A 22,784-nucleotide genomic window follows, 5' to 3' on the forward strand; every position below is an offset into this window, starting at 1 on the left:
CCTTGCATCAACCCCAACACACATTAAAAGACGTATAAATCACGACAACATGTGGAGCATAGCTTTTCTGGATTCAGCCTAAACCCCATATAAAATACTACAACAGTAATTACTCCAAACTCTTCAATAATTTTTTTGCTTTCTCTAAAGCAGGAAAGAAAACTACTCGCCCACCACTTTTTGCATCAAGATCTTTTTCAACAATAGAAATCCCCCGCTTTAAGAAAATTATCGCAGACTCTCTATCCCCACACCCCATCAAAATTTTAGCTCCATCAGTATATAACGACATACCATCACGCCTAACATCTACTGCCGATCTAATAGCTGAACTTACTCTTGAACACCGTTTTGTATTAGCATAAATTTCGGCCAGAATTATGTACATATCCGCATCATCGCCTTCCAACTCTAGATATCGATTAACATCTCTCTCTGCGAGATGGTAATCTTTATCACCAATAAGACATATAATACGTTCATCTAAAAGATGCTCCTCTCCGAAACCAATTTTTTCATCTAAATCATTTAACTTCTCCGCTGTACAACCAGCGTAAGGAAGGTCAGCACTTGCCTCTTCGAAACAACAAAAAATCACAAAGAATATTAACAACAAAGCAGATTTAATCATCAAATTTTACCTTTAAATACCTTGCATGCAGGCCGCGGTCCAGACTCAACAAAATTTCCAGTTTCATAAGGATACTCAATAGGACACATTATATTATCTTGGATAGGTTCCATTGAGGGAGAGGGCTCTAGTAAGCGAGGTGAGTGCATACAGCCCTTCTTATCAACACTATAAGAAACTGAAAAGTTAAGTGGTGCATGGCACATGCTATTAACACCTTCTCGCTTGTTTCGAGCCCTTTCTTTTATCTCCTCAATAATTAACTGCAAATCCATTAGAGCTCTTTCCCTACAAACTGCAGATCCAACTTTATTTAAAAAGTCTAACGCCCCTGCCAAATTTGCCATACTCCCATTGACATTATTATTGTTAATCATATTATTTCCAGGAGTAGGCTTCCATGTAGCATAATTCTGATAAAACTTCACTCTCTCCCGAGAATAATTATATCTAGTTTTTGGCGTGATTGGACGCCCTGTTTTTTTACTCCTAGTCAATCCAGCTCTAGACAAGTTCGTTGACGTCTCAAGCCCATATGGATCAACCCAAAATGTAGGGGAGCTTTCCGCATAAATGTAGGTATTAATGCCTGCAGACAAACCTAAGGGGTCAGACTGAAGATACCTGCCAGTTGAAGGATCATAGTCTCGATGAAAATTATGCAACAATCCAGATTCAACATCAAAATACTGACCAGGAAACCTTAAATTATTTTCCTTGCTTTCCTTATCAATATAAGCTTGACCAAAAATATCATATTCAGCACTCCAAACTAATTTACCGCCACTATCAAACAACCTCTTTGGAGCACCTAAAATTGAATTTTGGTAATAATATACGTCACCACCTCCATCTCTTATAAAAATGGGATCAGCCATCCAGATAGAATTGGGCTTAAACATATACTCACTTATCAGATGGCCATTCTCATCATATTCAGCTTGAAGCCCCTCTTCTCCCCAAAGAAAATATACTGATTTATCTGTGGATTTTTTTACTCTCTGCCCATAAGGGTTATACTGATAAGAACCAACTGACACTCCATCTTTTTCAACATTAATAAGACGCTCTTCATAGTTATAAGAGTAATCCCAAGTAATGCCGCCCCTTACTTTCTGTACTGTATGACCATTATCATTGTATTTAAAGCTGGCACTAACATCACCACTTATAGCTTTCAATTGGTTATGCGTATTATAATTACTTTGTGATTCTAAGCTGTCAAACTTATCACTTACACTCCACTTATGATTAATACGATTTCCTGTACCATCATAGATAAAATTTTCATTATTAGCAGAACTACCTAACGGATAATCTACTTTAGTCAGGCGATACAACAGATCATAATCAAAAACATAGTCACCGTGTTCCGTAGTAATCTTCCTAAGATTACTCTCTAGATCATATTCATAAATAGCTCTCGCTTGATTGTTCTCTGCGCCATCCAATAAAATACTTTCTTTAAGGCGCAAAAAATCGTCATAAGTCAAGGTTATTTTGTTGCCACCAGGAAAGAGTAGAGTCTGCGGAGCGAGCCAATGAAAGTCCGCCCAAACCAACTGACCTTCACCAGGAACATGAACCGCTGCGATTTGATTATTATTATTGTAATAATAAGTATACGTAATACCTTCCGGGTTACTATATGTCTTTTTTAAACCATTGCTATAGTAGGTGTAGCTGTAACTTTTTGAGAATGCAACTGATTCAGCCTGATCACCCTCACCATAATAGTCTACCTTGACCTTTGCAAGCCGATTCAAATCATCATAGATATAGGTTTCACCATGACGGACAATATCAGGAGTAACATTTTCCGTATCGCCACCTGGATATTGAAGGTAACCAGTATATTGAGCTTTATCATTATAAAAATAATCCACGACCTTAACAGGCTGCTCACTATCTCTACTTGAGAATAACCTAAGTCGGACCAACCTATTTGCATCATCATAATCAAATACCTGTTTTTCTTGTTGAGGACTTATTATCGTAGTGAGATTTCCTTCGCCGTCGTAAAAGTAATTTCTTTTTTTATCGGACCCAATAAACTCCTGTTTAACTTCCGATTTTAACCAATTATTTTTATCATAGGCATAAAATGTTAAACGACCTTCAGGGTCTTCCACCTGTATCAAATTATTGCGAGCATCGTAAATAAATTTGGTTGTATTACCACCATTAACAGGATCAATAATAGCGATTATACGATTCAAGTTATCATATTCATACTTTGTGGTATTTTTGTTCGCATCGGTATCACTATTAAGGTTGTTCGAAGAATCATAACCATAGGTACGAAGGTATTGAAGGTTATTCGCCTCCTGTTTGCTACCCACAATTCTATTGCGCTTATCATAGCTTAACACTTCCGTATAGGTAGGGTAACTTATCTTAGTTAGCAATTGTTGCTGATAACTATATTCTATTCTATTTTGCTCTCCGTCAACGGCTACCCTAAAGTTACCTTGTTCATCATATTCGAGTTCCATTGATGAACCTTGTGAATCAGTTATGGTGATCAGTCGATTTCCCTTGTCATAAACAAGAGCCAACTTACCACCAATATCATTTAATACTGCTAATGGTAAACCAGAAGCATTATTTGTTACATGTAAACTATTTCCACTAGCATCTATAACTTTAATTAAATCACCTGCCGGATCATATTTGTAGCGATAACCTTGACCGTAAGGATTAAGATCTTCGAGTAAGTTTCCTACTGAATCATACTCTCGACTCCATAGTTTCTGATGATCATCCACAATAATTTTAGTATTTCCATTAATATCATAATCCCGATATTCAGTGCTATAGTCTTCCGGATCAGTAACCTTGATAACATTACCATAGCCATCATAACCCCAAGTGGTAGTAGCCAAGGCAGTATTACCTGCTACAGATTCTCCTGTAGTCTCAGTAATCATCTGGCCATACTCATCGTAGGTATAGCGGGTTGTGCGCTGATCGGGAGTTCCCAACGCTTCGGTTAGCGTTAGTAAATTACCCTGCTCATCATATTCATATTCAGTAATAACTCCTCGCTCATCCCGCTCTCTGAGGGGCAAGGTTAATTCGGTATTCCAATCGGTAGTGGTATAACTGCCATCGGCAAATTCAGTACGGGTGATATTACGAAAGGTATCGTAATAGTATTTGGTTTCCAGACCACGGGCATCTGTAGTGGTACTACTGATTAGCCTAACTGGCTCCAAACTAAAACTAGTATAGCCAATGCTATTTCCCGTTCCCCGTCCCGATCCACTGCTGGAAACTCGAAACTGATCGGCAAAATCGGACGCTGTATTATCTTCCGAATACTCATAGGTAATCTCGTACTGAAGCTCTCCACCGATAGTTTCCTTAATTGGCATACCGGAAGCGTCATACCAAGTCTCAGTTACAACACCAGAAGTATCTCGCTGGGTGAGTTTATAAGTTTCATTTGCGCTGCTATAGCTATGGCTATAGCTGGTACCTACTCCGTCAGCATTGGCGTAACCACTAATATCACCGTCAGAGTTGGTGGAGTATGTAGTGACGCGCCCATTAGGATCAGTAATACTATTTAAGGTCCGCTCACCGCTAGACAAGGTTCTATACTGTATTGTCCAGTCGTAACCTCGCATGTCGGTAACAGCGATCAATTGTCGATAATTTAGAGGGTCACTGCTATCTTCACCGTAGTGATAAGTTATTATCCGGCCAGAATAATCCTCTAACTTTTCCAGTAGGAAGGTAGAGACTAGTTCCCCGTCAATCTCGTCTTTCAGTTCTTGCCAATGGTAGGTAATAACAGTATTACCATGATGATCTTTGACATATTTAACCCGATCCTCAACGTAATCGAGAGTAACCCGTACCTTATTTTTATCTTGGTAATATTTAAGTTTTCCTTGCTCATAATAAATCAGGTTGCCTTGCTTATCAGTCCAAGTGTAATTGCTGTCACTTTTCTTCAAAGTTAACCGCAACATAGAGTGATATTCATCTTCTTCTGGCTTAGGGCAACTCACAGAGCCAGAAAATTCATAGGGGCGATACGATTGACCATTTCGGAATAGAAAGTACTCATAGGGCAACTTACAACTCTCCCCCGGGACGATACCAGTGCGCCCCGCCAGTCCGAAGCGCCCGCCACCGCCGCCACTCCCCACTCTAAAACGACCTTTTCCCAGGGCGCGCAAGGCGCCTACACGGATTTCGTTTTCTACTTCCTCTAGCTCTTCCTGCTCCTCACCGTCAAGCTGAGCTTTATATTCATCATAGGTAAGAATTGGATTCCATCTGCTGTTCCACTCCCAGCCGTTACGGGTCCAGCGGCGGGTCATACGGACATCCCCCCTAAGACCTTTACCCTCATATCCTCAAAGTCTTCGCGATTGCCGGAGCTCACTGCACGCGGCGATGCACGATCACTACTAATACCAGGTTTTGCCCATGCTCCAGGTACAGTAACTAAAGTACATAGAGATAATGACAGCCCCAAGCAAATAGTACCTACTAGGCTTTTACTTTTTCCCCACAAATTTTCCGTTAATCCCTGGGTAGGTTCCCCGGTAAAAAACTGCATGACGATTTCCTGGTCTTAAAATAGGCAGGTGCAAAACACCGGCCAAAACTCAATTCTTTGTTTTTTATCAGCGGCCTCCCTAATTTTTTACTAGGAAAGCCTTAGTGCAATTATTGCGGGCTGCCGTTGTCCTTATTACAGTCATCGCAAGCCGGGTCTGGCGCACAGCGTAAGGTTTCATCATCACTGATTGATGAGTAACCACCTCCATAGCTAGTGCCGCCTCTACCACCACCTACGCTTCCTCCATAGTAATAGCTACTACCACTACCACCACCACTGCCGCCACCGCATGAGCCGTAAGAAGCAGTGCTCCAGTGCGTGGACGTCCCGCCGGGCACGTTCTGCCCATTGGCACACTGGCTTGAATACCCAACTTGATATTGGAATTGATAAGTACCACAACCGGCGCCACTGGCATCCCCCTCTTCTGAAGGATTAAAGTCACGCAGCGCGGTGATCCGGTAAGGGATATAAACTACTTCTCCTGCTTCGAGAATTTCCGGTACATCGGCGAGGAATTCGAAGGAAACCACATCATTACCACTGGGTAGGTTGCTACTCATCGATTCCGCTTTAATCAGGCCGTAGTTAGTGAGACTCAACTCCCCGCTAAATACATCGCCTTTTTGCATATCCGGCAGAGTCACACTGATGGGATCAAGCATAACTACGGCTACGGGGACCTGGGTTTCAAAGGTAGCTTCCAAGGTAATCTCGTAGCGGTCTTCCAGGTTAATTTCATTCACCTGCCATTCCACGCTAACGATTTGATTCATCAGGAAAATATCTTCCGCAACTGTGACCCCGGGTTTAATCCAGAGTCGACCGGATACACTTTCATGATCAAAGGCAGTGACACGATAGGCATAACGACCTGCAGGCAGGTCTTGCAAGAAAGCTTCACCGTTGGCATCACTATTGATAGTGCGGGTTTCAGATAGTACCTGCTCGTTTTGCAGCTCGATCTTGGCACCAGTCAAACCTGGGATGAGCGTATTATTTTCATCCAGGGTTGCCGTGTAGATATCACTGATATGGAAGAACGCATTGCCGATTTCCGATGTCACTACAGCCACAAACAACTGCAAGGTGAAGCTATAACCACCATCCCCTTCAACTACCAGGCGATATTCATAATTTCCCTGAGGCACAGTATTATCTGGGCTGAATGCGATATTGATATCGCGGCCTTCACCAATTTCCAAATCCCCCAGTGCGGCCGTACCCTCAACTCTTACCCATGTAGGTGCCGGATTACCTTCGCCATCTACTAAACTCAGGGTGGTATTGCGCAGCGTATCGAACCCTGTGTTTTTCAACTCGATGGTTTCTGTCGTAGTTCCCCCCAAGGCAACACCGCTGTCCACATAAGAGGGAGCGAAATTTATAGCAGGGCGGCTCTCCGCCAAGTTGTATTCCAGGGATACATTTTCCAGGGACTGCTCAATACCATTTACTGATGCCAACACCTGAAAATATAGGTAGCCCTGGTCCGGGGCCAGGTTATCACCAGAGAGCGAAAGATTTATAACTCCTTTCTCCTGCTCCGCCAGCTCAATGACAGACCCCAAGTCCAGATGCAAGCCACTGGGAATTTGTATTTGCTCTTCACCCGGTGCAGCCACCGATACCAGACGCACATCACTCAGCGCTGTACCGTGGCCAGCCGTCACTGTAATCGGCATTTCCTGGGTGTAGTTACGTGGAATATTTACGCTCAGTTGCCCAGGCGTTACTGAAGAAGTTAGTACTGCAAACTCACCTTGAACAGGACGAGAGAGACTGTCCGGATGGATAACGGAGACCTGCCAGTTACCGCTTTGTCCTTGCGGATCAAACTGGTAAGAGAAATTACCAGTAGCATCGGTAATAACTGAAGCACTGCGCTCAAAGCCACGCAATTCCATAACCAAAGACAAAGGCACATTACTCAGGGCAGCGTCACTATCGCGGTCGAGGGCTCGCCCGGTAATAGTGATAACTTCCTCGGTCCCATAAACTTGCTGCGGAGCTACAGTATCCAACTCACCATAGTAAGCAGTTTCCTGAAGTGAAGCCTGGACGCGAGTGCCATTACCTTGAATTGCCACCTGGGTATCTTTTCCAGTGTGGTAACGGAACTGGTCAATTTCTAAAGCGATTATGACATCATCCGGTGCAGCTGCAGGGATAGCCACTTCAATCCAGTCAGAAACAAAAGCCTTACCTGGTTGAACACGTGCCACGGTTTCACCAGTGGCTACCGTAATCACATCACCGGTGAATTGCTGTACCGATTGAAGTGCAAGCAGGTTGCTATCCGTGTCTTCAATTCGTACACGTACTTCATCAGAAGTCACACTGCCGTTACTGCGTGCCACCAGCACCTCAGTTTCTACTGCCGATGTGTTTTCCAGAGTAAAGCGGACTTTCCCAACACCACCGCGATAGAGAGTGTCGGTTTCCAGATCCAAGCGCAACGCCGCATCCCCAACGAGAACCTGATCGGCGGTATTAATAAATATCGTCTCTCCTGGAAGCGGGGATTGTTCCAGACGCAATTGAATATCACTGAGAGTATCCAACTTGTCGTAACCACCGACAATTATAGGAATTTCTACCAGCCCACCTGCAGCCACACTAAAGGCTACAGACTGGTGCTCTCGGACCGTTCCATTATCATTAACAGTCGCAAAGAGTTTGACACCGTTAATATCGCCACTACCGCGATTTTGTACGCGGAAACGCACCTCATTCATCACACCGCGCTTAATGGCTGACTCACCTTCCTGCGATTCCACCACTTCCACTGAGAGTGCCGGTAATAACAAGCTGTGGCCAATACTTGTAGCTCCCAGGCTATCTTCAGCCACTACGGTGTAGCGTCGTTCAGCATTTACACCCTGCTCCGCCGCACTGAAGTCACTATCTACAAAACTCGTAGGATTGCCACTATGGGAAATTAATCCACTGGTGATTTCCTGCAGACTTCCCTCTTCTCCAACATAAACTCGATAGCCAGAAATTGCGGTACCAGTGTGATTCCACTGCAATTGGGGATTGCCATTGGCGTTTACCTGAATACTCAAGTCGGAGACCGGTAAAAGACCAAAATTGAGATAGGCCGTCACACTGGGAGCAGATTCATTACCCGCCTCATCCAAGGCGGTAATCACATAGGCATGCTCACTTTCACTGGGTATATTATCCAAGGCAATGGTATCGGGGATGTCCGTTTGCAGGGGACCTACCGATTGCAGAGTTTCCTGAGTAGCATTTTCCCCTTCAGCCAACGCCAATCGATAGAGGTTATAAGTCAGTGTTTCTCCATTTTCGGAGCCACCCTCAATGTCGACACTGGGGGCCTGCCAAGTAGCAACGATACCTGCCCCATTTAACTCCAGTGCCAGCTCCGTTGGCGCTGCCGGTGGAATGCTATCGGCACCCACTTTGACAGGTACGCTCATTGAACTCACTGCGATCTGGTCGTTACTACGACGTTCACTGGCAATACCGTAATAGTAGTTACCATCAGTGGGCAGCGTATCCTGAGTACTCGTTTCAGAAAGACGCAAAACTTCCGTAAAGTCTGCATCTCCTTCTGCCTTGCGGTACAAAACATAACGAGCATCTTCAACAGAGTCCCACTGTAGCGCTACCTCACCGCCAGGTAATGCAGTAGCTTGCAAACTCTGCGGAATTTCAAGAGGTGGTAAGTCACCCTGATAAACCTGGAAGTAGTTTGTCACTCGAATTTTATCGCTCTGGTTCTCCAGATCATCCTCTGCCAGGAAACTAAAGCGCAGCGTATCTACAGTGGGATTGCCCTCCTCGTCCTGGCCGGCAGAGGCTGGCAGGGTAAAGCTGCCCACCCACAGTGGCTGTCCTTGAGTAGACTGGGCGTCGCGATTAAGGATAATTCCAGATTCCAATCCGGGCACTACGGTGTTGCCCACCAGTGGTAGCAGCTCAGGCATTGCCCCAGCTTTAACTTCATCACTCAGCTGCAATATCACTTCCACTTGCAAACCATCCTGCTCGTGGACTTTTAAGGGCTCTCCAGGATTTAGTGTAAGAGCAATAACTTCAGGGCCCTCGGCATCAATCAACAGGCTGGTACCCTGTTCAATAACGGTCCCGCGATTACCCACATTATCGTGGGCAGACATTACTGCATAAGCAGTACCTGACATCATGCCCGGCTCGATAATAAAGCTACCGGTATATAGAGTGTCATCGCTGTAGTCTTTACTGAGTTCTACTGCGACAGGCACACCACCATCTGGCGCCATAGCAAAATAGGGTTGATTGCGTAATGGCTCATCAAATTGCACGGTTACTTCCACCGTACCGGGCCCATGGCGACCACTAGCGCTATCCACCAAGCCGTTTGTCTGGTAGCTCACTTGCAGCGCATGGGGGCCTTCACTATCTGCTTTTGCTTCTACCAAACTGGATAGACTGCCCTCAGTAGCCGCTTCATTAACCGCAGTGATAGCATAAAAGTATTCGCCATCCTCTGTCGGTAAGTCACTGTATTTCAATTCGGCTAATAGCTGTGTATTAATCCGTTCTGCTTCAAGTACCGAGGTAAATTCAGCATTGGAACGATAAACGTTATAGCCCGCTATTTGGTTATTGCTGTCATCACTGCTTACTGCGTCCCAGGAAAGGGAGATCTGGCCCAGCTCTCGCTCTATCACCGTCACGTTACTTGGCGCGTCGGGGATGTCGGTATCCAGGTTAACTTTACGCACATCACTTTGGGCACCATACCCTCCACGACCTGGGTATTCAGCCGCTACCGTAATTGAGTTTTCACCTTCTTGCAGAGAAACATCTACCTGGAAGTTGCCGTAATTATCGACAGTATCGGAATTACCGGTAGGTACACCCTCAAGATAAACCTGAACTTGGGTTTGTTTTTCAGCAGTACCATAAATTGTTACCTGCTCGCTGTTAGTTAACCAGCCTTCAGATGGACTAGTAATTTGCGGGGCAGTAGGTGCAGCCAGGGCCACACTAAATTGATACTGCTCAATTATTACATTTTCCCAAATATCATAAATCTTTACGGTTAACCCATGATCACCATCAGCTAAATTAAGCAGCGCAATATCATGGGTGAAGACATTGGTTATGGCTGTGTACTCTGTCCCTTCCAACTTGCCATCCAAGTAGAACTCAACACGGGCAACTCCAGAATCGTCAGTTGCCGTGATTTTAAAATTACCATCCTGCGATAATTCCGGTGCAGCGTTTAGATCCAAAACCTGACCACCCTGCTGGTACTCCGCAACACTAATTACTGGTCCGTCGGTATCTGCTACGGGGGTTACCGCAACCGGTGTCACCAGTTGTTCAGAGCCATTGGAATTATTCACCGATACCACTGCCACATAATAGGTCTTGTCATTTTCCAAACCAGCCATAGACCAGCTGTGCTCAGTATCAGATTCACTCCCTTTACTGCGCAGTGATTGATAATGCAAACCCGAAATACTACTGAAAGTATTTTCTTCTACATATACAGCATAATTTTTTAAAAGCGAATATGGGGAAACACTGGACCACTGAAGATCAATTCGGTTGCTCTTCGCCTCAACAGTGACCGATGACGGATTAGGCAATAGGGTAGTACCGGAATCGGTAATACCGCTGGAGGTGTTACCATCATTATCGTAAACGTAAACACGTAACGGATATGAAGTAGCCGCACTTAAACCAGTAACTTGATATTGAACCAGTGCCTGGGGATCAGCCAAAGACGACAGTGGAATATCATCCACTCGATCACTCTCAGTAAATGCCACACGGTAGCCCGCCAAATCTTCGGCAGAATTAGCAGAAGAATTCCAGCTCAGCATCAGGTTATCTGCACCTGGTGTCACAACTAAATTAGTAATTTCATCTGGAGCAACGGTATCTACCGGTGTCACTGCAATAGAACTTACCGATGGATTAAATAATCCCTGGGAATCATAAGCCACAACAGCAAAATGCATCGCCGTTCCGCGTGGCAACCCCTCAACCCGATACAACTTAGATCCCTGCGCTACCGTAGCTACCGGGGTTTTACTGGCGATATCAGTAAAGATTGCTGCACTTTGATAGATTCGATACTCAGCTATGTCATTGCCATTATCGAACTCGTTATAGTTGCTCCAATCCAGGGTCACCTCAGTACCACTACCGTTGGGGTCAATTACCGGGCTTACTACCCCGGGAGGAGTATTATCATAACGAATCTGTGCAACTGATGGATCACTAACATTTCCTGCAGCGTCGCGTACCGTAAATGAAATTTCATTATCCCCTTGCAAAAGAGCAACTTGGGTACTCCAGCTGGTGCTAGATGAGTTAACAACGGTCAGGTTGCCATTCACCAATATCGCACTATCCGCTTCTTTAGTACCGGAAAATGCTTGAGCATTAACGGTAGTAACCTGCGGATATGCATCCAATACTGGTGCCACTGGCGGCGTGTAGTCCAGGGTAAAAGTATAAGTACGCTGTGAAGAAGTATTACCTAACTTATCAGCTACTTGAGCAGTAATCTCATAATCACCATCAATAAATGGTGCTTGGGGAGTAAATTGAACCTGACCATCAAAGAGGTCAATAGAACCAGATAGGGATACGCCATTGCGCTTTACCTCTAACCGGCTATTTTCCACGTCTATCCCGCTACCTTCCTCTGTTACAACAAGAGTTATATATGGAGGAGCTATATTATTACTGCCTGTAGGATTGACCCCGGTAATATTCGGTGCCTTACTATCTACATTAAAAATCAGTGACACTGGATCGGATAGATTACCGCTCAGGTCTTTAGCTCTAACCTCAACTGTGGATTGACCCTCTGGTGCATAATATTTTCCACTCCAAGAACCAGTCCCGTTAGCAGCAATCTCAGTCTCACCAATAGTGATTGCAGTATTATCTTCTCTGTTACCTGATAAAGTTACCCAGCGACTATTCGAACTGATCACTACTGGTGAAATAGGTTGGTCAAGAACGAGGGCCCGAGGAGAGGTTACATCAAGGATAATCGTAGCAGTAAAACGGTCATCCTCTGCTTCTTGCTCAACACCATCCTGATCCTGGTCCATGCCTAAACCGTTAGAACCAAAGATATCGGGACCAACAGAAAGGGTATAAGCTCCTTCGACCAGGGTCTTTTCAAAATCAACTTGATAGCGAATATCGTCAATAGATGTAATAGCTGTTGCAGCTATAGAATTGTTATCACTATCCAGAAGCTGAATATCGTTGAGATCAAGCGTATCAGTATCAATTCCAATACTAAACTGGACAGTGGCACTTGAAATAAGCTCACCGTAATAGCCACTTGGGGTTATTGAGCGAACTCGAGGAGCTGCTGTTTTTTGTGCGATATGGACAGTGCCCGGTTCTCCTGCGACTCCTGAACCATACACACCACCACTATTGGCGCTAACTCTGGAATCAATATCTCCTTCAAGGGACTCATAATAAATAGCAATTCTGCCACCACCTCCAGCTCCTGCGTATCTACCGGTACCACCATTTGCAAATATTCCACTATTATCGCCAAGCAGTAATTCACTAGTATCTATCCACAAAGAGCCACCACTCCCGCCACCTAGATAACTATAATTACCTGCTCCATTGGCGTATATATTACCATCAAGCTCTAACTTCTCTGTAACAAGTTTTAAAGCACCACCACCTCTTGAACCCTCTATATCTTCATTCTGATATCTTCCACCAACACCGAAATCAAGTGGAGAGGTTGCGCTTCCATATACAGAGTTTGTACTACCGCCTGATAATAACCCCCCTAGGCCACCATAACTTCCACCAGATTTAGCAGTTACATCATCTGTGGGTAATAACCCTTTACCACCAACACTTATACGGGAATCTTCACTTACAAAAATATCTCCAGCCGTTAACACAATACCGGATACAAATTCTTCAGATGCTACAGGTGTAGAAAGTCTGCCATTATTTTGGATGATAACCGAGTCAAACTCGTAGTCACGGGGTAACTCTAGTGTTAACCCATCAACTATAAGAAGATCATTGGCAACAGAAAATTCACCGCCTGCTTGCAGAAGGGCATTCGCATATCCATTCCCGGAGATTACCCCTTCTAGGTGACTCCCAACCGGAATGAAGCCAATTGCATTATGGATACGAATCGGGATATCACCATAACCAGAAATCGGGAAGGGTGAATAAATATCATCATCGGAGTGGTTAGATATTAGAAGTGTAGCGTTATTATTAGGTAGGGAGCCATCATAAAGATACACCGTCCCAGGTGCGCCATATGCAGTGGTTGTACTACCATTACTGCTGCCTGCTTTGGCAGAAATATTTGAAAACGGGTCAAACCCACTTAGAGAATCATAATAAACGGCGATTCTACCACCACCACCAGAAGCCGCTGACCAACCTCGGCCACCCATTGCTTCAATTAGTGTTTTACTACCGCCAATAATTTCCTTTGCATCAATCCAGATTGATCCACCACTTCCAGCACCAATATACTGTCCGGGATATGCACCATTCGATAGAACCTCACCGTATAGTTCAAATCGATTTTCTGCCACAAGCTTGATAGCACCACCGCCACGACTCCAGGTCCCATCTGAATCACCACCATGACCTCCACGCCCAAAATCCAATGGCGCTGCATAAGAACCATAAGTTTCACCAGTCGTTCCTGAAGATGGATCTAAGCCACCAATCCCTCCGTAACTACCTCCAGACTTCCAGTGATTACCTTCAACAGGACCAAATCCTCTATAGCTGACATCGATAAGTGAGGAAGAATCAATATAGAAGTTATTTGCAGAAACGGTTAAAGCTTCAGTAATTTCATCAGAAGCCCAGCCAGTGGTTAATCTGCCAGAATTCTTTATTAAAACCCCATTAAATTGGTGGTCTTGATTTAGCTGAAGAGAAAAACCATCGATGACAAGATTATCATCTTCAACATTTAAATCTCCTTCAGCTACAACGTATACATTTTCATGCCCATTCCCAAATATGGGGCTATTAATTTTTACCCCATCTTCTATATAGACACGCACATTGTTTAGGGACAATGGAGTATTAACATCTTCTGATATGCGATATACCCCATCGCTGGCGGAGTCTCCATTTCCAGCAATTTGTAGAGTTGCATTGTCATCAACTGCAGATTTATCATACAGATACACAGTGCCTGGATTCCCTGAGACTGTCATATTACCGCAGCCATCCCCCGGTGGAGCCGAGACCTGATCATTCAAGTTAATACCAGTAACCGACTCATAGTAAATAGCAATTCTACCACCACCCCCGCCTGCAGCATTTCTACCACCAGCTCCAGATGCTTCAATCTTAGTATTGCTATTACCAATCAGCTCACCAGCATCAACCCAAATTGATCCGCCGCTTCCACCACCAGCAGTATTGGAGCCTGAACAGCCGCCGTTTGCCAAGACATCTCCATATAAATAGAACTTATCTTGAACAACTAGCTTTATTGCCCCGCCCGAGTATGTATACCAACTAATTCCCTCTTCTGGATATCCCCCTGTTCCAAAGTCAGAAGGCCCGGTAATTGACCCATAAATTGAGTTGGTGGTTCCAGAGTCAGGATCTACGCCCCCTAATCCGCCATAACTACCACCAGACTTATAATGTGCGTCTTTAACTGTTCCCCATCTACCTTTATAAGTCACATCAATTGAAGAAGAGGAGCTTACATAGAACTCATTTGCAGTAATTGTGATTCCAGATGTAAATGACTCGCTTGGCCTTGGAGTAGTTAATTTGGCCGAATTGACGAGCCGAACGGACTCAAATATATAGTCTCGGCTTACCTCAAAAGTAAACCCATCAATCACTAGCTTATTATCAGAAACGGTAAAATCACCTTCTGCGACTATATACACATCGTCACTGCCAGTTCCTTCAATTGATGCATTAATATATACACCATCCTCAATTACGACACGCACATCATCCAGCAGAAGAGGTGTTTTTAATTCATCATCAATATAAAAAGATTCATAAGAAGTAGAATCTGATGCATTTGAAACTACTAAATATTCAGTATTGGGCTCTGCAGATTTGTCAAGCAAATATAAAGTTCCTGGTCCACCAAGAGCACTACCCGAAGTACCCGCTTGCGTATTTACATACGACTTTGATTTTGGATCAAATCCTGTTATGGATTCATAGATCAATGCGATTCGACCGCCTCCACCAGACCCGCTATTCGACCCATTTGCTCCATTTGCTTGGATATCGGTATTTGTCCCACCCACTAGTTCAAGCGCTTCAAGCCAAATAGAGCCTCCACTTCCACCGCCTACATTAGCCTTATAACCGCCATTTGCTAATACATCACCATAAACTTCAATTTTACCTTCAGCTACTAAGCTAACAGCTCCACCACCTCGAGTACCTGCAACTGTTGCATCTGCCCCATACCCGCCAGTTCCAAAATTACTCGGTTCTTTAAAATTGCCGTAAATAGGATCATTCGTCCCTGACGAAGGATCTCGTCCACCTAAGCCACCAAAGCTCCCGCCTGACTTCCAATGCTCCCCTGAAGTAGCAAGATATCCTCTATCACTTACATCAATTTTTGAATTTGAAGCTACAAAGATATTTTTGGCAGAAATAGATAAGGGTAGTATGTCATTTTGAGCATAATCATGCGATACAGATGAACCATTCAGAACAGCAAAATCAGAGCTCAACTCAATAGGAAAATTAACAATCAACTCGAAACCATCAACTATAAAGTCGCTGTCTCCAAAAGAAATATTTTCACCCAGGTAAAATCTAGAGTTATTATTTCCGCGCACTGAAATTCCTGTTAGACTTACATCATCAAGTACCTCAACACTTGAATTCCGTAAGAATAAATCAGATTCCATCACCCCAGACAATATGAACTGTTCATAATTCATTGATCCATTGTCGATCAGTAATAGACCAACTGATTCCGGATCATTTGTTGAGTCATATTCATCTAAATGAACATACAATTCGATATTATCAAAATGGCCATTAGCAGCTACTCCTGAGTTTCGGACACTATGTACCACCAGCCTTAAGGAAACAGCACCTTCAGGTACTTTAGCAATGTGACGCCTTGATTCCCAAGCGCCATTTATGGGTGAACTCAATCCACTTTCGCTACTAGATATTAGATTGTTTTCTATATCAAGAAATTCAAAAATTAGCTGCCCATCATCAGAGCCATCATAGGATGATTGTAGCCAACTGGCTGATATTGAGACCTTACCGCCTGATATTTCCTGCTGGCTTACAGAAGTCTCTAAGATATTTATAATCTGGTGGAATTTAGATTCTGCTGTATCACTTCCACCATATAAATAGTAAGAGCCCCCCAGTTCAGCAGGAGATGGATCTGATGACCTAGTTGATGTGGGACTACCACTTTCAATCACCCAATCTGACAGATTCCCGTATTCTGCATTACCATTCTTCAGATATAACCTAGCCAAAGAACCATTTTGAAGAAAAATACTACCGGGCCCACCACCAATCTTACCCGCACCGCCTTTTGCGGAGCTATTATTTATAAACTCGTAACTGCTATCTAACCCATAGTAGATTGCTATGCGGCCACCACTACCGCCATTCGCTTGAGATGTATTTCCTTTACCTCCATCAGCATTAATAGTGCCGCTACCATGAATTTCATTTGCACTAATAAAGATAGAACCACCAGAACCACCGCCAAAGTAACCACCATTTACAGCGCTAGTAATTGAAGCCCCATTGGCAAGGATGCTTCCATTTAAAATAATTTTCTGCGCACTCAGTGAAACGGCGCCACCACCTCTAACTCCCTTAGCCACTTCAAGAGTATGGCTGCCACCACTGCCATTTGATAGTGGCTTACGGAAGTCCCCATAGGGATCTTGCCCTCTTCCTCCACCATAACTTGCATAGGCTCCGCCACATCCTAAGCAGTTATCAACTACTGGTAGGTTCCCGGTGTAGGAAACATCGATCTTTGATGTTGAATCAATATTTATTGTATCAGTTACTAATAACTCTAAATTGGAAAAAGACTCTTCAGAGTAAGTGATAACTGAACCATTTTCCATTGTGATATTTGAAAATGTATGACTTCCACCTAGATGTAGTACAACTCCGTCAATAGCAAGGTTACCATCAGGTACTGAGAAATTATTCTCAGGAATTACAATTGCATTTCCACTATTACTGCCAGAAATAGGCACATCTATATTAGTACCATCTTCTATTAATACATTTGTATCTTCTATATATAACGGTATATTCCAGGTTCCAGATATGTAATAGGGCTCAGCATCTTCAGCTGTATCATGATTGATAATCTGAACAACTTCGCTACTCTCAAGTGACTGGCTTGACAGGTAAACTGTACCTGGTCCACCTAATCCACTTGCATTTCCTGTATCTAGCCCACCAAACGCGGCAATCTGCTTTGTGGTGTCTATTCCAGAAATGTCTTGATAATAAATTGCAATTCTACCACCGGATCCTGATGCAGCTTCATTTCCCTCTCCCCCGTTGGCACTAATTGCACTTCCACTATCTCCAATTAACGCATTTGTTTCTATCCAAATGCTTCCGCCACTTCCTCCACCTACGCCTACTTCATATGTACCGTTGGCGTAAACCCCTCCATACAGTTCAAAGGTATCAGTTGCGATTATCTTAACAGCGCCTCCCCCTACTCCCTGGCTCTGAAATATCTGCCCCGTAACCTCCAACACCAAAGTCAGTTGGTGATTTCAAGCTCCCAAATGTAGTATTCGAAGAGCCAGATAATGGATCTTTACCTCCTGCTCCCCCAAAACTTCCACCAGATTTCCAGTGACCGCCTTCCAATGGAGGCAACCCCGTGCCACTCATATCTATTTTTGCGGTTGGAGCTACATATATAGTAGATGCCTCAATTAATCTCTGGGAAGATCCACTATTAGCAAGAGAGGAGGTAATAACACTATTACCTTGCACTGAAATATGCCCAGAGCTAGACAATATCCCCGAGAGCTTAAGCAAGTATCCATCTACTATAAAATTATCTGAAGTTAACCTGGTTGTTTCAGGTATAACCAGTCGAGAATTGCCAATACCTCTTATGTCAAAACTTTTCGTATTCCATTCGCCATCCAACTCTACGGATGCATTTCTTATAACTAAATTATTATCCAAATAACCTGATACAAAAAACTTCTCTACATACTCATCTGAACTAAAATTATCTATAATAATTTGATCAGAAGAAAAGCTACCAGCGTCATCTATACTTGAACCATCCAATAGCTTAAGTTCAAAGTTATCAAAGTAGCCGTCACTATTACTCCCTGCCTTACGAGATGAATGGACTACCAGATCTACAGATCTCGCACCACTAGGTACATTTATATTAAATATCCGATCTTCCCAGGTTTTTTCAGCCGTGTCGGTCAGACCGCTAGATTCTTCAATAATCGTACCGCCTGACTCATTTAGAAAGCGTAAGATTATCTGACCTTCATCATTCCCCTCATCCCATGCGGATTGAATCCAACTAGCATTTATACTAATTTTCCCATCATCAATTTTTTGTTCAAGATTACTATCGGCGTCAAAATCTATATTTTGATAAAACTTAGACTCTGCAACATTCGCACCACCGTAAAAATAGTAAGCTCCACCCAGGCTCACATGGGGGTCAGGGCCTCCGCTTCTTAATGCTGGAGCACCTTCTTCAACAACCCAGGGGGCGAGGGTTCCATTTTCAGCATTATGGTTTTTTATCTCTAACTTTTTTACTCCATCTTCGGACAAGAAAATTGTTCCTGGACCACCCGCAAGCCTACCATCACCACCAACAGCAAATATTCGATTCGAAATATCAAATTCATTTGAAGATTGGTAATGAAGTGCTACTCGCCCTCCACTTCCTCCATCAGAATATCCTGTATTGCCCTGGCCACCACTAGCACTGATACTACCGCTCCCTGATATTACATTAATGCTAAGTAAAACTGCTCCTCCCGATCCGCCACCAAAATAGCCGCTATCACTATTTCCTATTATTGACTGACCATTAGCATCTATACTTCCATCAAGTAGCAGACTTTGAGCTTGAATCTGTACTGCACCACCACCACGAGTTCCGCCCATTCCATCCGAAGAGTGATTGCCACCACTTCCCAAGCTCTTAGGATTTACATAGTCACCATAAGGCTCTTGACCTCGTCCACCACCGTAACTGGCGTGGGCTCCACCACAGCCAGAACAATTTAGCTGTGTCGACAATGTACCTCGGGCGCTCACATCAATTTTTGATCCGCTTTGGATTTCAATATCGCCATTTATTGTTAGCGATAATAACTCTACAGGTGATATCGAATGAGTTAGAGTTGCATTATTCTCCAAAATCAAACTCGAAAATGTATGCGCTCCATCTATGGTTAAAATTGCTCCATCAATTCGTATATGCCTGCCATCCAACGATTTATCTTCAGGCGTTATCTGGGAATCGCTACTAATTGTAATGGTTTCAATCTCAGTACTACTGACATCTCCACTACTCTGTAAAGTACTTGTATCAGCTGTATATGCCAACTCTCCCAAAAAAATAGTAGCTAAAATACATACCGCAGATAGATAACTCTTCACAGTTCCCCCAGGTATTCAGCAACGCACTGAATTAAACATCACTTTGTTTTTAAAATAACAAAATATGAGAAGCTCCATCCGCTTCCCATATAAATCCCTTTTTACTTCATCTGTACTATTAATCGTCTATCATAAGTCAAGAACCTATGACTATTTTCCAAGCGCGAGTACTTATCGAAGTTATAAAATGCAACATAAGAGCCGTAGCCGGCATTCAGTATATTGTTCTGCGGATCAGCAATTTCCCACTGATCATTAGCCTTATATTCAGCCCAGTTGTGATAATTTTCAGCAAATAAGCGGCCTGAACTATCAACAGTGAATCCCCCAACCATACGGGCTGGAATATTTGAAGATCGAGTTAACGCAACAAAGGCCGACGCGAATTCGGTGCAGTCTCCTTGCCGAGCTGTTACTGCGTAGCTTGCTCCTCGGTCTTCGGCAACATAGCCGATATCTCTGATATTGTGATAAAGCCAACTACTAATGTTCTTTGGATTACCATTGAGCTTAGAGGCTAGAGAGACTATTTCTGGTGCATTTGTTTCAATTCCCGGCTCACTGCCAAGGTAGCGTGGGTCTTCCAAAGTAGATGGTTGAGGTTTATCGGCCAGCTTTACTACAGCGGTTATATTGACAACCTGGCTGGAAAAGGGAGGCAAACCAGGCAATTCAAATAACAACGCCTGGTTACCTGACTGGTCTATTTTTAACTCAAATGGAAAGTTAGCGTTAATAGATTCCGTTTTTTGATAGGAATTTTGCTCTACCGGTGCAAACGCACTGAAAACGGGGCTCGCTATATATCGATTCGACCGATTACTAACTTCAAAACTATAACGTATGGTTTGGGTAGTTTTATATATTGCATCATTTGGTTCAACTTGCTTATATACCCAAAAGCAAGCAAATACTATCGCTCCCAGTAAACAGGCGAGCAGACTAAAATTAACTTGGTACTTCTTATCTTGCACAGCCCGGCATCCCATCCACTCCCGCTCGTTTAGCTGCACCTAATGCACTATTCCTTACGGCATTCTTTAAAGCACTTAATCCACCGGCAATAACAAAAGCCTCACCTTTAAAGCCTAGTTTTAACTTTTTTGCTATACGTTGTTCTTGCCCATCTTCCGCAACAACAAATATTGGCAAGTAGCCATTTAGTGAATAACTAATAAATGCACTGCGTATTCTGGTATTCAGGTCTTCATCTACCTGGTGAGGTACAACTGAGATTCCCATATTTACTAGCTCTTCACCAATACTGGGAGTAGCTGCAAGAGTAACTGCGCCAAAGTGACTGAACTCAACCAAATAATCACTCGCAGACACTATGGTGGTCTTCGCTTGAGACAACTCTTCGGGTCTCTTGCCAATCAGTACTTTTGGCTTTTCAAAACCTGAACTCACAAGCTCCTGACATAGCTTTGCCAAGGAGTGCCTCTTGTGGGGTTCCGAAAAAACTAGAATGGCCTTGGATTTAAGGAATTTCTTAGTCTTAACTCTAGAAGTAGTAATTGAAAGGATATCTTGGGGTACATTTTGATCAGGTAAATTTTCAGATACATCAATCAACAAAAACTGATCAAGCGTACCAGTTAACTCTTCACTGCGAGTAAAACACAATTCAGACGTGTTTTTAGCAACCCCATAAATTCCGGTAAACGACTGACGGTCGGGTAGGGATATGCAACGATGATGATCATCTGCAGACTCATCTACAGCCATTGCTAATTGACTACCGAAGAAAAATATCAGTAATCCAATCAGCTGGATTCCTAATCTATAACATCCTGTCAAGGTTAATCGCCCGTACTATCCAGCCCCATAAAGCCATAATGAGACTAACTACTCAAATTGGCACGCATGATAATAACTATCTAAAACAGTCGTCAACCTTAATAAAATTTTTTAATTTTTTATGTGTAGATAGCTTTTTGGCACAAAATTTACTAAACACAAGAATGTCACGAACATTTTTTTGTGCTAAAAGTCAAACAGGCGTGACAGGCAGCTTAAGCTACCCTGAAACCTGAACTGAATTTAGAGGCGGGGCATCTCATCCAAGTTAACCTGCAAGCATGAAGCAATCAAATTTCTCTTGCAGAAGTTATAACCCGTCAAAGTACTGAACAGCCCTTCTTTGCCCAATAAACACAAAGTAGTCTCTTCCAAGGTCAGCCCCTGTTGTTTCAACTTCTGTGCCTCTCCGGATAGATTAAGCAGGTACTCATATTTTTTATTCAACTGCTGCCAGCCATCCTCTACCACACCTCTATGAGGACAGAGGATAACGTCAAATGAATGATCCAGGACCCCTTTAATACTTTTCATCAATGTAGGGACATCTTCATCAATACGCAGGAACTTCAAGTAGTTGGCAATAAATAAATCAGCACTAAACAGCCAACCACGCTCAGGCAATAAATAGCAGGTCATATCCTTTGCATGCCCGGGGCTAAATACTGGCACCACTTTTTCTTCACCAATGTAGACCTCCTCTGGAAGAGGTGCCACCTCAGCTTTTCCGGCAGTTCCCCAGAACAACTTTTGCATGGGGGAATTCGGAAGCCTTTTTTTAATATACCAATGGTCAAATTGGGAGCAACCGCTTGTACACCGGTAAGTTTCTGGATAGCGCCGGCATTGCCACTATGGTCTTCGTGGTGATGAGTCAGCAATAACTGCTTTAGCGGTGCGCTTTGTATAAACGGCTTGACATACTTCCACTGATTGCTGGGACCTGTATCAATTACGGTTCCATTGAGGCGATAAACAACAAAGGTTGTATTAACACCCATATTGACTCGGCCGACGCGAATAGCATCTAAGCCTTGATAATTAAAGGTTTCACGTACTGGCATAGCTGTGCCCTTGGATAGCTAGGCGTTATTTTTAGGCGAATGCCGTATCTTG

The 22,784-nt window shown here is 43.5% G+C and carries 9 protein-coding genes; all 9 read right to left on the reverse strand.

What is annotated here, in order from left to right; translation table 11 throughout:
* Positions 1-109: 109 nt before the first annotated feature.
* Complete coding sequence (locus tag P0078_RS08930; RefSeq protein ID WP_282934055.1) at positions 110-631, reverse strand: tetratricopeptide repeat protein; 522 nt, start codon at positions 629-631, stop codon at positions 110-112.
* Positions 631-4,965, reverse strand: a complete 4,335-nt coding sequence (locus P0078_RS08935) for an RHS repeat domain-containing protein (protein WP_282934056.1) — start codon at positions 4,963-4,965, stop codon at positions 631-633. Before P0078_RS08935 ends, P0078_RS08930 begins: the two co-directional genes overlap by 1 nt.
* Complete coding sequence (locus P0078_RS08940; protein ID WP_282934057.1) at positions 4,962-5,207, reverse strand: hypothetical protein; 246 nt, start codon at positions 5,205-5,207, stop codon at positions 4,962-4,964. The genes P0078_RS08935 and P0078_RS08940 overlap by 4 nt, the downstream gene beginning before the upstream one ends.
* A 110-nt stretch (positions 5,208-5,317) precedes the next feature.
* Positions 5,318-17,971 (reverse strand): Ig-like domain-containing protein, encoded by a 12,654-nt coding sequence (locus P0078_RS08945; RefSeq protein WP_282934058.1) that lies wholly within the window; start codon positions 17,969-17,971, stop codon positions 5,318-5,320.
* Positions 17,913-19,868 (reverse strand): hypothetical protein, encoded by a 1,956-nt coding sequence (locus tag P0078_RS08950; RefSeq protein ID WP_282934059.1) that lies wholly within the window; start codon positions 19,866-19,868, stop codon positions 17,913-17,915. Before P0078_RS08950 ends, P0078_RS08945 begins: the two co-directional genes overlap by 59 nt.
* 101 nt (positions 19,869-19,969) lie before the next feature.
* Positions 19,970-20,842 (reverse strand): transglutaminase-like domain-containing protein, encoded by an 873-nt coding sequence (locus P0078_RS08955; protein ID WP_282934060.1) that lies wholly within the window; start codon positions 20,840-20,842, stop codon positions 19,970-19,972.
* Entirely contained in the window at positions 20,832-21,668 is an 837-nt protein-coding gene (locus tag P0078_RS08960) for a hypothetical protein (RefSeq protein ID WP_282934061.1), read from the reverse strand. The genes P0078_RS08955 and P0078_RS08960 overlap by 11 nt, the downstream gene beginning before the upstream one ends.
* A gap of 243 nt (positions 21,669-21,911) precedes the next feature.
* Positions 21,912-22,307, reverse strand: a complete 396-nt coding sequence (locus P0078_RS08965) for an MBL fold metallo-hydrolase (RefSeq protein WP_282934062.1) — start codon at positions 22,305-22,307, stop codon at positions 21,912-21,914.
* Complete coding sequence (locus tag P0078_RS08970; protein WP_282934063.1) at positions 22,304-22,732, reverse strand: MBL fold metallo-hydrolase; 429 nt, start codon at positions 22,730-22,732, stop codon at positions 22,304-22,306. The genes P0078_RS08965 and P0078_RS08970 overlap by 4 nt, the downstream gene beginning before the upstream one ends.
* Between the last annotated feature and the right edge of the window lie 52 nt (positions 22,733-22,784).

Origin of the sequence: Microbulbifer sp. VAAF005, from assembly GCF_030012985.1 — a bacterium.
Classification (GTDB): Bacteria; Pseudomonadota; Gammaproteobacteria; order Pseudomonadales; family Cellvibrionaceae; genus Microbulbifer.